We start from the raw sequence: 12,148 nt of genomic DNA, 5'->3' as shown, positions 1-12,148 counted from the left end.
ATACACCATAAGAACAACAGCACTGAAGAGGACCACGCAATGACCTCGATATTTGATCAGGGCCTGGCGCCCGTTGACGCCAACTATGCCGTTCAATCCCCCGTCGATTTTATCGAACGTACCGCTACGGTTTACCCGGAGTACCCAGCGGTGATTCACGGGGCGATTCGTTACAACTGGGCGCAGACCTACGAACGCTGCCGCCGCCTGGCGTCGGCTCTGAAAGGGCGCGGCATCGGAAGCGGTGATACCGTCGCCGTTATGCTGCCGAATATCCCCGCCATGGTGGAATCCCACTTCGGGATTCCGATGATCGGCGCTGTGCTAAACACCCTGAATGTTCGCCTCGATGCCGAGGCCATTGCCTTCATGCTGGAACACGGTGAGGCCAAGGTTGTAATTGCCGACCGGGAATTCGGAGAGGTGATCAAAGACGCCGTAAGCCGGCTGGACACCAAACCACTGGTGATTGATGTGGACGATCCCGAGTACGGCGAGGGCGTTCAGGTCAGCGATCTGGATTACGAGGCCTTCCTGCAGGAGGGGGATCCGGAGTTCCAGTGGAGCTTCCCCGACAACGAGTGGGATGCCATCTCCCTGAACTACACATCCGGCACGACCGGGAACCCGAAGGGCGTCGTTTACCACCATCGTGGCGCCTACATCAATGCCATCGGCAACCAGGCAGTCTGGTCCATGGACATGCACCCCGTGTACCTGTGGACCTTACCGATGTTCCACTGCAACGGCTGGTGCTTTCCCTGGACCATCACCGCCATGGCAGGAACCCACGTCTGCCTGCGCCGGGTTGACCCGGAGAAGATCCTGCAGTTGATCCGCGACCATCAGGTTACCCATATGTGCGGCGCTCCGATTGTTCTCAACGCGCTGCTGAACGTGCCGGAATCCGCCAAGGCGGGTATCGATCACGAAGTGAAATCCATGACAGCCGGCGCGGCGCCCCCCGCACAGGTTATCGGTGCCATCGAAGAGATGGGAATCCAGGTGACCCACGTATACGGCCTGACCGAAGTCTATGGTCCGGTAACGGTCTGCGCCTGGAAGACCGAATGGGATGCGCTTCCGTTGCACGATCGCGCCCGCAAGAAGGCTCGCCAGGGCGTTCGCTATCACACCCTGGCAGGCACCATGGTCGGCGATCCGAACACCATGGAAGCGGTGCCGAAAGACGGCAAAACCATTGGTGAAATCTTCCTGCGCGGTAATACCGTGATGAAGGGTTACCTGAAAAACCCCAAGGCTACCGAAGAGGCTTTCCGGGGCGGATGGTTCCATACCGGTGACCTGGCAGTATGGCACGAAGACGGTTACATGGAGATCAAGGATCGCCTGAAGGACATCATCATTTCGGGTGGTGAAAACATCTCCACCATTGAGGTCGAGGATACCCTGTACCGCCATCCGGCTGTGCTCGAGGCGGCTGTTGTTGCCCGGCCGGACGAGAAGTGGGGCGAAACCCCCTGTGCCTTCGTGACTCTCAAGCCGGAAGCGGGACAGGTCAGCGAGGAAGAGATCATCAACTTCTGCCGCGAGCACCTGGCCCGGTTCAAGGTGCCCAAGACCATCGTCTTCTCGGAGCTGCCCAAGACTTCCACGGGCAAGATCCAGAAGTTCGTGCTGAGGGACCAGGCCAAAGAACTGGACTGATCCCCCGATCGGCTGCGCCGCTCCGGCGCAGCCGGCTTTAACCAGAAGAACAACGCTGTCAGGCACACGCGCCGCGTGAGCCCGGAGACCTTTTTATGCAAATGTTTCACCGAAAGAACGGGGAAGAGCAGCCGTACTGGCCGGCCGGTCCCTTCAAGGTTCGTCTGCCGTTTGTCCATTACCGCTGGGAATTTGCCGAGATGGTGCAGGCCCTGATCATGTTTGTGGTCAGCCTGGCCATGATTCCCCTTCTTGAGAAATACCTCGGTGTGCCCTACGACGTGGCTCTGGCCTACGTGGTGATCTGTGGTATCGGTTTCATGCTGCCGGCACTGCTGGGTGTGCCCCTGGTGCCAGGCTGGATTACGCCGGGTATTCCGGTTGTCCTGCTGTTCCTGAGTGACTACGAGCCCGGCCCCGAAGCCATTCAGGCCCTGTTCGCCCTGCAGTTCCTGGTGTTCATCATTTTCCTGGTTCTGGGCATTACCCGCCTGGGTAGCAAGTTGGTGGAGCTGATCCCCCGTTCCATGAAAGGCGGGATTATCATCGGCGCCGGTATTGCCGCCCTGATGGGTGAGATCGAAGCGGGCGGTCGCCTGGCCAATACACCGATCTCCCTGATCATCGGCGGTCTGGTGTGCCTGTACCTGATGTTCTCGGTATCGTTCAAAGGCTTCGTGGAAAGTAATTCCATCGCCCGCAAGATCGCCAACTACGGCATGGTGCCGGGTATGGTGGTTGCTATCCTGGTTGGCTTTGCCACTGGCGAATACGAGGTGCCCAATGTGGAGTGGGGCATCACCAAACCCGCGTTTGATGAGCTGTGGAACTACCTGCCGTTCACCGTCGGTTTCCCGGACAGCAGCGTATTCCTGTATGCCATTCCGACCGCTGTGATCGCTTATGTCATCGCCTTTGGTGACATCGTGGTCGGCCAATCCCTGATGAATCGTGTTGATCATCTGCGCAAAGACGAAGACATCGACAACAGCATTGACCGGGTGCACCTGGTAACCGCTATCCGCAATGGTGGTCACGCTTTCTTCGCGCCTTATCCGGGGCTGGCGGGACCCATCTGGACAGCAGTCACGGCGACCATGGCCGAGCGTTACAAGTATGGCCGCAATGCCATGGATTCTATCTACAGTGGCGGTGGTACCTTCTGGATTACCGGCTTTGTCGCCCTGTTTGTTCTGCCGCTGGTGAGCTTCTTCCAGCCGGTGCTGCCCATTGCCCTGTCACTGACCCTGCTGCTGACCGGCTATATCTGCCTGATGGTGGGGCTGGAGCAGCTGGAGAATAACACCGAGCGTGGAATCGCCGGAACCATGGGCGTTGTTCTGGCGGTCTATGGTGCAGGCTGGGGCCTGGCCACCGGCGCCGTCCTCTATTTCCTGATTGAACGTACCAAATTGCTTGGCTTCACCGCCGACCCGGAAGCGCCGGGTGTGAAAGCCGCCGAAGAGCACTAAACCTGCGTCTTTCGGCTCTGCACCGGAAGGCGTTGATCCCCTGTGTGTCCTTGGGAGGCCTCGTGCCTCCCTTTTTTACGTTTGTATTCTTCTTCCAAGCGCAGTCGTTGACAGAATGTCATTTCGTGACAATTTGTCCAATATTTCCCCTTGAGGTATTCCTTCCGCGAGGTTTTCGGGTTTAAACTCCTTTGACTGGTGATTTTTTGTCCGCTGTTCATTACTGATAACAACACTACAAAAACAGGAGGCAGTCATGACCATCAGCTCCACGCCCGAGGGTGTGTCCGTCGAGCCGAGGCATCTGCGGTTTGATGTCAGTGAAGACCTGAAAACGCTCTGGCATGGCAATGATGCTTTTCGGACAGCATTCTTTAATGCACTTTCCCTGCAGTTCCCTGACGGCGAGCAGCAATTCATTAACGCCGTTCGGCTCTATCGGGACCAGATTCAAGATCCCAAGCTGAAAGCGGAGATTCGCGGCTTTATTGGCCAGGAAGCTCTGCACAGCCGGGAGCATAAGGACTACAACGAGGCTCTGAAGGCCAGACGTTACGATATTGATGCCCTGGATCGCCGGTTCCAGAAACACATGGAGTGGGTTGGTAAACTGCCACCAAGCCGGCAACTGGCAGGTACCTGCGGCGCCGAGCACTACACCGCCGTTCTGGCTAACGCCATTCTGAGTCATCCCGAGTGGATGGAAGGGGTCACCCCGGCCATGGCAAAGCTCTGGCGCTGGCACGCCATAGAGGAAACCGAACACAAATCCGTTGCCTTTGATGTTTATCGTGAGTGCGTCGGTAACGAACGGCTGCGCCGGATCGTTTTCCTGTTTGTCACCTGGAATTTTTTCAAGTTCACCTTTCTGAACACCTGTAGCCTGCTAAAAGCCGATGGCAAGCTCTGGAGTCTTCGCACCTGGGTTGGCGGGCTTAATTTTCTCTGGGGCAGACCCGGAGTGCTTCGCAAGTGTCTGCCAGAATTCCTGGCCTATTTCCGCAAAGGCTTTCACCCCTGGCAGCAGGACAACCGCGAGCTGCTCAAGCAGAATCTTCGTGAGCTGGATATGACATCGGCAGCATGATAGGGGCGGGTTGCTGAAATTCTGATCGCGGTGTGTAAAACTGTGCGGCATAAAGAATAACGACAATAAAGGGGGCTTCCGGTCGAGAAGCTGCCTGGAGCTGGAGGCCCACCATGCGAGTTGGTTTGATCGTCGATTCCGCGTGCGACTTACCTTACGATTTCAGCCGCAAGCACGACCTGTTCATCCTTCCGGTAACCGCTGTAATTGATGGCCAGACTTACATAGACAAGCATGATCCGGTTCGAACCCAGGAGTTCTACCAGAGTGGCCTGCTACAGAAGGGGCATCATGCAGAAACCCGTGCGTTCACCGCCGAACAGATCCACGATCTGTTCATGGAGAAGATCGTTACCCAGTTTGATGTTGCTATCTGCGAGACTGTCACGAAAACCCGAAGCCTGATTTTCCAGAACGCCACGGAAGCGATGAACAGTGTGCTGGCGAATTATGAAGGTGCCCGGGAAGCCGCTGGCCGCGATGGGCGGTTCTTCATGCGGGTGATCGACAGCAAGCAGATCTTCGCCGGCCAGGGCTTACTGGCAGCTCACACCCTGAAGCTGATCGATCAGAAAGTCTCCAAGAATGCCCTCCGCCATGAGGTGGAGGCCTTCAGCGACAGGATTTACACCTGCGTCATTCCCCGGGACCTGCACTACATCCGTGAGCGGGCACGACGTCGCGGTGATAAAAGTGTTTCGGCGCTGGTGGCCTTTCTTGGCAAAACACTGAACATCACCCCGGTGATCTTCGGACAGGGTGCTGGGGGCCAACCGGCTGCCAAAACCCGCAGTTTCGATGTGGCGGTGGAAAAGGTAATGAATTATGCCACAGCCCGCGTTGAAGCCGGACTCCTGACCCCTTATGTCAGCCTCTCCTGTGGCCTGACCTGGACAGAGATCGAGGATCTGCCCGGGCTCAACCGCCTGCGGGATGCCTGCGAGAGTCATGGTGTGGAATTACTGCTTTCACAGATGGGGATCACCAGCAGTATCTATGTCGGCCCTGGCAGTCTTTGCCTGGCGCTGGCCGCAGAGCCCCACGCCTTCAATGATTTTCAGTAACTCCCTCCTGGGTCCGGGGGTGAGCCGGACTGGCCCGGCCGCATCCCTCTACCTGTAGTTTTGGCAAACCTGCCCACCTGTACTTCATGTTAGCCTCTGGTCAGTGTGTTTCATTTCAACAACAGGACAACTGATGCCATGACCAAAGGCAAAACGGATCTCGCCAACCAGCTGCTGGAGCAGCACGTTAAGCATGAGCTGGCCTCGCTCAAGGGTGCAAAGCTGCGCAGGTTTCTGGAGCAGGAGCTGGATGAGCTATGGGGTTATGCCGGTGAGATAACCCTGAACCGGATCACCTCGGAAGAACAGGTGATGGGTGTCATCCAGCGTATCGTCATGGATATGGAGCTGGATGCGGGCATTCCGGAGCTGGCCGCGGAAATGGCAACCGAAGTGCTCAATGCCAATGTGCAGGCACAGACCACCCTGGGCGAGATCATCACTCGCGAACAGGCGACGGGCTTTCTGGAGGAGGCTCTGGAACTTCGGCAGCAGCGGGAGCGGGTGATCAGCGAGATCATGGCACACCCCGTTTATCAGGAGCTGGTGTCCAATGTGGTTTACCACGGTTTGGTGAACTATATGTACGAAGATAACCTGATTACCAAGTCCGTGCCGGGCGTTGGCTCTATGATGAAATTCGGCAAGCGAATGGCCAACAGGGCGGTGCCGGGTCTGGACGAAACCTTTGAGAGGCGCCTGAAGGCCTGGCTGTCCGACAGCCTGCCCGGTTTGATCAGCCGTAGTGAGCAGTTTCTGCATAGTGCCCTGTCTGACGACGAACTGCGGGACAGCGTGATGGCCGCCTGGGTGTCGCTGGAGGATCGCACCATTGCCGAGTTACATGAAGGCCTTGGCGACGTGGAACTGCAGGAATTTGTTGTGCTCGGATATGAGTTCTGGCTGCAGTTCCGCAAGACCGGATACTTTGAGGAATGTGCCCGGGCAGTGGTTTCCCACCTGTTCGTAAAGTATGGCGAGCGCCCGCTCACGGATTTGCTGGGCGATATGGGGGTAAGCCGTGAGGTTGTCATGGCAGAAATTGATGCCTACGCAATTCCGGTTATAGACGTATTGCGTGAAGAGGGCTATGTTGAGGCCCTGATTCGCCGGCGGCTTGCACCGTTTTATAAATCCGCCGCTGCGCGCAAGATTCTCCAGCAAGAGGCCTGAGTTTTCGGTTGCGGCTCGGGCCCCTGGTGCGTTTGTTTCAAGAGTTTGAGAGAGTGTGATTTTGATATCGGATCTGTTCTGGGCCTATCTCGTCGCCATTACCCTGCTCACCATCACGCCGGGTGTTGATACCCTTTTGGTAATGCGTAATACCGGCCGGGGTGGTTTGCGGGATGGTTGCGTGACCAGTGTTGGCATCTGCAGCGGCCTTTTCATTCATGCCACGCTTTCGGCTCTGGGCATTTCCCTTCTATTGGTGGAAACGGCCTGGGCATTTTCCGCCCTGAAATGGGCCGGTGCCTGTTACCTGGTGTGGCTGGGCATCGGTTCGTTGCGCCAGGCCCTTCGCCGTGGCGACGCGCCCGCGGCAAAAGAGGAAAGGGTTGTACGCCGGAAGGTAGCGATGTCTGCTTCTTTCCGAGAGGGATTGTTGTCCAACGTTCTGAATCCGAAAACCGCGCTGTTCTATATGGCCCTGCTACCACAGTTCGTGGATCCGGCCGGAAACGCCTTTCAACAGTCTCTGATGCTGGCCGGCGTACATTTCCTGTTGGCAATGCTCTGGCAGTGCGGTCTGGCCTGGGTGGTGGTTACCTTCCGGAGCCTTGGCGTGAATGCGCGTGTGAAGCGAACGCTGAACGGCCTGACGGGAGGGTTTTTCGTGGCCATGGGCGCCAAGCTGGCCAGCACCTGACGCAATCGCGGAAATTCAGGCAAAGAAAAAGGGAAGCCTCGGCTTCCCTTTTTCTATTCCAGTTCCGGATGCTTACTTTTCCAGATACTGAAGCTTGTTCGGCTTGCCATCCCACTCTTCAGCGTCCGGCAGCGGATCTTTCTTTTCGGTGATGTTCGGCCATTTGGCGGCCAGATCGGCATTCAGCTCCACAAACTGGACCTGATCGGCCGGCAGCTCGTCTTCCGAGAAAATGGCTTCGGCCGGGCACTCTGGCTCGCACAGGGCGCAGTCGATACATTCGTCCGGGTCGATTACCAGAAAGTTCGGTCCCTCGTAGAAGCAGTCTACCGGACAGACTTCCACGCAGTCTGTGTACTTACACTTGATGCAGTTATCAGTAACGATAAACGCCATAGTCAGATCCCTGGTCCAGTGGTCGGTCAGTCTCATCAGGAGCGCCTTCGGGCGCCACCGTTATATTTTAGTGCGCGATATTGTAGGGAGCGACCCGCACAGCCGCAAGCGTTGGGCTGCTATAACCTTATTACACAGATCAATTTTCCGCTATTTCTTCATCAGCGCCTTAAGTTCGTAAAGCTGATTCATGGCATCCCGGGGTGTCAGTCCATCCAGATCCATCTCTTTTAGGGTCTCTTCTACGGCACTGGGTTCCAGGCTGGCGAACATATCGCCCTGGTAGATGGGTTCTTTGGCCTGCGTTGCCGGTTTGGCCCGGGGCGTATCGTTGTTCCGATCACCAGCCGCAGTTGCCGGCGCTGCCGGCGAGGCACTGCCTTCCAGATGGGAAAGCTGGGTTTTGGCGTTACGGATCACATCCTGGGGCACGCCCGCCAGTTTGGCCACCTGAAGCCCATAGCTTTGGCTTGCCGGGCCATCATGTACATTGTGAAGGAACACGATGCTGTCATCGTGTTCGGTGGCTGTGAGGTGCACGTTGACGGCATGCTGGAGATCGTCTGCTAGCTGGGTGAGTTCGAAATAGTGGGTAGCAAACAACGTGTAGCAGCGGATTTCCCGGGCCAAATGCTCGGCGGTGGCCCAGGCCAGCGACAGGCCATCAAAGGTGCTGGTGCCGCGGCCGACCTCGTCCATCAGCACCAGGCTGTGCTCGGTGGCGTTGTGCAGGATGTTGGCGGTTTCGGTCATTTCCACCATGAAGGTGGAGCGGCCGCCGGCGATATCGTCCGAGGAGCCCATTCGGGTGAAAATCCGGTCTACGGGGCCGATCACTGCGCGGTTGGCTGGCACAAAACTGCCGGTGTAGGCGAGCAGCGCAATCAGTGCGGCCTGACGCATGTAGGTTGATTTACCGCCCATGTTCGGGCCGGTAATTACCAGCATGCGCCGCTGGGTGTCCATCAGCAGATCGTTGGGTACAAAGGGCTCATCCAGCAATTGTTCAACCACCGGGTGGCGGCCTTCTTCGATATCAAAGCCAGGGGATTCGCTGAACTCCGGCGCTGAAAAACGCAAGGAAGTGGCGCGCTCGGCAAAGTTGCTCAGTACGTCCAGCTCTGCCAGCGCCTGGGCGGCATCCTGGAGTGGCGCGAGTTGTCCGGCGACGGTTTCCAGGACTTCATCGTACAGGCCTTTCTCACGGGCCAGAGCCCGGCTCTTGGCACTCAGGGCCTTGTCCTCAAACTCCTTGAGTTCCGGTGTAATGAATCGCTCAGCGTTCTTCAGGGTCTGCCGGCGAATGTAATCCACCGGTGCCTGGTCCGACTGGGCCCGGCTGATTTCGATGTAATAACCGTGGACCCGGTTGTAACCAACTTTCAGGGTGCTGATGCCGGTGCGCTCCCGTTCCCGGGTTTCCACATCCAACAGATACTGGCCTGCGTTCTCGCTGATATTGCGAAGCTCGTCCAGTTCCTCGTCAAACCCTTCCTGGATGACGCCGCCTTCGCGAATCACGACCGGAGGATTGTCGATGATGGCGCGTTCCAGCAGGTCCGCCAGTTCCGGGTATTCGCCAATGATGGTCGCCAGCTTGACGATGTGGTGGGAGTTGACCGGCTTCAGGGTTTCCTGAAGATCCGGCAAGGCCTGGAAGGCATCCCGAAGCCGGGCCAGGTCCCGTGGGCGCGCTGAACGCAGGGCGACCCGTGCCAGTACCCGCTCAATATCACCAACGGCTTTTAGCAGGTCGTGTACCGGCTCGTAATGAAATCCGTCGAGGAGCGCCGAAACCGCCTGTTGGCGCTGACGGACGATCTCCACATCCCGCAGTGGGCGGTTCAGCCAGCGCCGCAGCTCCCGGCCACCCATGGAGGTTGCGGTGCGGTCCATCACCCAGGCCAGGGTGTACTGGTGCCCGCCCATCAGGTTGGTGTCGATCTCCAGGTTGCGGCGGCTGGCGGCATCCAGAATCACCGCCTCATCACGACGCTCGCGGGTCAATTTACGAATATGGGGCAGGGCGGTGCGCTGGGTCTCCTTCGCGTATTGCAACAGGCAGCCGGCGGCGCAGACGGCCAGGTTAAGGTCTTCACAGCCAAAACCGGTCAGATCTCTCACCTGAAGCTGCTGGGTGATCACACGGCGAGCAGTATCGGATTCGAACAGCCATGGGCCCTGCCGACGAATTCCGGTGAAGCCCTCCAGTACTTCCTGATAGGGAAAGTCCTCGCTGATCAGAATTTCCGCTGGGCGCAGCCGCTGGAGTTCGCCCTGCAGGGCTTCCAGGTTCTCCAGTTCCGAGACCGCAAAACGGCCGCTGGAGATATCGAGCGAGGCAAAACCGAACTGTTCCCGGTGGTTGTAGATCGCGACCAGCAGGTTGTCCCGGCGATCCTCCAGGTAGGCATCGTCACTGAGGGTGCCCGGTGTGACAATCCGGACCACTTGGCGCTCAACCGGTCCCTTGCTGGTGGCTGGGTCTCCGATCTGTTCACAGATGGCGATGGATTGACCTGCCCGAACCAGCCGGGCAATGTAGCCCTCAGAGGAGTGATAGGGGATGCCCGCCATGGGGATCGGGTTGCCGCCGGACTGGCCCCGGGCGGTGAGGGTGATATCCATCAGCTCGGCCGCTTTCTTGGCATCTTCGTAAAAAAGCTCGTAGAAATCCCCCATGCGGTAGAACACCAGTTCATTGGGGTGCTGGCCCTTGATCTTCAGGTACTGCTGCATCATGGGGGTGTGCTTTGAAAGATCGGTTTGAGCTGCTGACATGAACGGGTCCGGTAGCCTTGCTTTGGATGAAGGCGTGAATTGTAAGAAAATAACCGCCGCGATGAAACGAAGGAGGTCATTATGCTGGCCAGCGATCAGGATTTGGAAGAGGCAGGCAATCGACTCGGTGAACGACTGTTGCGAACCGGCCGTACCGTAGTGACGGCGGAAAGTTGTACTGGCGGCTGGGTTGCCAAGGTACTGACTGACCGGGCCGGATCCTCTGCTTATGTCCTTGGCGGGCTGGTGACTTACAGCAATGAAGCCAAGCAGGGGTTGCTGGGAGTGACCCGGACATCGCTGGATGAACACGGTGCGGTCAGCGAGCCAGTGGTGCGGGAAATGGTTGCCGGTGCTCTGGTGGCAACCGATGCAGACGTCGCTGTGGCCATTAGTGGTGTCGCGGGGCCCGGAGGCGGGAGTGATGACAAGCCTGTGGGCACCGTCTGGTTTGCCTGGGGCAGTAGCCCTGCTTCCACCGTGGCGGTGGTAAAACACTTCGAGGGCGACCGTGAGCAGGTTCGTCGGCAAGCCGTTCTCTTTGCCATTCAGGGAGTTAACGAGTTTGTGAGCGAACTCTGACGGCTTTCACATCCGAAGGGGTTGGTCTGCCCTCCGGGTTATGTTTTAATACTGTTCAAATATACAGGGAATTGGCTGTTTTAAGCTGTACGAATTCCCGATCCACTATTTGCTGTCGGTCTTTTTCTGAGCACCGGCGGCCCAGGCGACAGAGGGTTTGCACTGATGGAAGACAACCGCAAGAAAGCATTGAGCGCAGCACTTGGTCAGATCGAGCGCCAGTTCGGCAAGGGCGCTGTAATGAAAATGGGCGATCAGCCCCGTGAAGCCATTCCTGCGGTCTCTACCGGTTCCCTGGGCCTGGACGTTGCCCTGGGCATTGGTGGTCTTCCTTATGGTCGAATCTGCGAAATCTACGGTCCGGAGAGTTCCGGTAAGACGACGCTCACCCTGCAGGTGATCGCAGAGGCCCAGAAAGCCGGCAAAACCTGTGCGTTTGTGGATGCCGAACACGCCCTCGACCCGGTATACGCCGAGAAGCTCGGCGTCAATGTGGACGATCTGCTGGTTTCCCAGCCGGATACCGGTGAACAGGCCCTGGAAATTTCCGATATGCTGGTTCGCTCCAATGCGGTCGACGTTATCATCGTTGATTCCGTGGCGGCCCTGACGCCGAAAGCGGAAATTGAGGGTGAAATGGGCGATAGTCACGTCGGTCTGCAGGCGCGACTGATGTCACAGGCGCTTCGTAAGCTGACCGGTAACGTCAAACACGCCAACTGCCTGATGATCTTCATCAACCAGATCCGTATGAAGATCGGTGTTATGTTTGGCTCGCCCGAAACCACGACCGGTGGTAACGCGCTGAAATTCTACTCCTCTGTTCGCCTTGATATCCGCCGCATCGGTGCCGTGAAAGACGGTGATGAAGTGGTCGGGAACGAGACCCGCGTTAAAGTGGTCAAGAACAAAGTATCCCCGCCGTTCAAGCAGGCCGAGTTTCAGATCATGTACGGCAAGGGCATCTACCACATGGCGGAAGTGCTGGATATGGGTGTTAAGGAAGGCTTTGTCGACAAATCCGGAGCCTGGTACGCCTATAACGGTGACAAGATCGGCCAGGGTAAGGCGAATGCCTGCAAGTTCCTGGAAGAAAACATGGATATTGCTAACGAGATCGAAGCCAAGGTTCGCGACAAGCTGATGCCCAAGCCTGAACCGAAGAAAGACGCTAAAGAAGAGCCCGCAGAAGCCAACGGCGAGTTGCTCTAAGCTTGATTTAGGGAGGATG

General features: G+C 57.5%; 10 protein-coding genes. 8 read left to right on the top strand and 2 right to left on the bottom strand.

The features are described from left to right. The first annotated feature begins 39 nt into the window (after positions 1-39). The 6 genes from FMN52_RS06415 (at position 40) to FMN52_RS06390 (ending at position 7,158) form a co-directional block, all read left to right on the top strand. Positions 40-1,668, top strand: coding sequence for an acyl-CoA synthetase (locus tag FMN52_RS06415; RefSeq protein ID WP_148607856.1), 1,629 nt, complete (start codon positions 40-42; stop codon positions 1,666-1,668). Between the two features lie 95 nt (positions 1,669-1,763). Next, positions 1,764-3,140 carry a solute carrier family 23 protein gene (locus FMN52_RS06410; RefSeq protein WP_148607855.1) on the top strand — a complete coding sequence of 459 codons (1,377 nt, stop codon included), beginning with the start codon at positions 1,764-1,766 and terminating at the stop codon, positions 3,138-3,140. Positions 3,141-3,396: 256 nt separating this feature from the next. Continuing rightward, positions 3,397-4,227 (top strand): metal-dependent hydrolase, encoded by an 831-nt coding sequence (locus tag FMN52_RS06405; RefSeq protein ID WP_148607854.1) that lies wholly within the window; start codon positions 3,397-3,399, stop codon positions 4,225-4,227. 113 nt (positions 4,228-4,340) lie between these two features. Further along, positions 4,341-5,291 carry a DegV family protein gene (locus FMN52_RS06400; RefSeq protein ID WP_148607853.1) on the top strand — a complete coding sequence of 317 codons (951 nt, stop codon included), beginning with the start codon at positions 4,341-4,343 and terminating at the stop codon, positions 5,289-5,291. Between the two features lie 138 nt (positions 5,292-5,429). Then, positions 5,430-6,464 (top strand): hypothetical protein, encoded by a 1,035-nt coding sequence (locus FMN52_RS06395; RefSeq protein ID WP_148607852.1) that lies wholly within the window; start codon positions 5,430-5,432, stop codon positions 6,462-6,464. Positions 6,465-6,519: 55 nt separating this feature from the next. Further along, positions 6,520-7,158 (top strand): LysE family translocator, encoded by a 639-nt coding sequence (locus FMN52_RS06390; RefSeq protein ID WP_148607851.1) that lies wholly within the window; start codon positions 6,520-6,522, stop codon positions 7,156-7,158. 72 nt (positions 7,159-7,230) lie between these two features. Here the strand turns inward: FMN52_RS06390 and fdxA are convergent, their stop codons facing one another. Together fdxA and mutS are read right to left on the bottom strand one after the other, a co-directional pair. Beyond that, positions 7,231-7,554, bottom strand: coding sequence for a ferredoxin FdxA (gene fdxA, locus FMN52_RS06385; RefSeq protein WP_008170541.1), 324 nt, complete (start codon positions 7,552-7,554; stop codon positions 7,231-7,233). A 150-nt stretch (positions 7,555-7,704) separates the two neighbouring features. Continuing rightward, positions 7,705-10,335, bottom strand: a complete 2,631-nt coding sequence (gene mutS, locus FMN52_RS06380) for a DNA mismatch repair protein MutS (RefSeq protein WP_148607850.1) — start codon at positions 10,333-10,335, stop codon at positions 7,705-7,707. An 81-nt stretch (positions 10,336-10,416) separates the two neighbouring features. On the opposite strand from mutS, the gene pncC reads away from it, so the two are divergent. Together pncC and recA are read left to right on the top strand one after the other, a co-directional pair. Next, entirely contained in the window at positions 10,417-10,917 is a 501-nt protein-coding gene (gene pncC / locus FMN52_RS06375) for a nicotinamide-nucleotide amidase (RefSeq protein WP_148607849.1), read from the top strand. Positions 10,918-11,082: 165 nt separating this feature from the next. Then, positions 11,083-12,129, top strand: a complete 1,047-nt coding sequence (gene recA, locus FMN52_RS06370) for a recombinase RecA (RefSeq protein ID WP_148607848.1) — start codon at positions 11,083-11,085, stop codon at positions 12,127-12,129. The last annotated feature ends 19 nt before the right edge of the window (positions 12,130-12,148 follow it).

The organism is Marinobacter sp. BW6, from assembly GCF_008107725.1.
Lineage (GTDB): Bacteria > Pseudomonadota > Gammaproteobacteria > Pseudomonadales > Oleiphilaceae > Marinobacter.
The sequence above is the reverse complement of the archived record's forward strand: the minus strand, read 5'-3'. Positions and strand labels throughout refer to the sequence as shown.

Coding starts and splice junctions, on each gene's coding strand:
- recA (WP_148607848.1), top strand. CDS start 11,083: ATGGAAGACAACCGCAAGAAAGCATTGAGCGCAGCACTTGGTCAGATC.
- FMN52_RS06405 (WP_148607854.1), top strand. CDS start 3,397: ATGACCATCAGCTCCACGCCCGAGGGTGTGTCCGTCGAGCCGAGGCAT.
- FMN52_RS06415 (WP_148607856.1), top strand. CDS start 40: ATGACCTCGATATTTGATCAGGGCCTGGCGCCCGTTGACGCCAACTAT.
- FMN52_RS06410 (WP_148607855.1), top strand. CDS start 1,764: ATGCAAATGTTTCACCGAAAGAACGGGGAAGAGCAGCCGTACTGGCCG.
- pncC (WP_148607849.1), top strand. CDS start 10,417: ATGCTGGCCAGCGATCAGGATTTGGAAGAGGCAGGCAATCGACTCGGT.
- FMN52_RS06400 (WP_148607853.1), top strand. CDS start 4,341: ATGCGAGTTGGTTTGATCGTCGATTCCGCGTGCGACTTACCTTACGAT.
- FMN52_RS06395 (WP_148607852.1), top strand. CDS start 5,430: ATGACCAAAGGCAAAACGGATCTCGCCAACCAGCTGCTGGAGCAGCAC.
- mutS (WP_148607850.1), bottom strand. CDS start 10,335: ATGTCAGCAGCTCAAACCGATCTTTCAAAGCACACCCCCATGATGCAG.
- fdxA (WP_008170541.1), bottom strand. CDS start 7,554: ATGGCGTTTATCGTTACTGATAACTGCATCAAGTGTAAGTACACAGAC.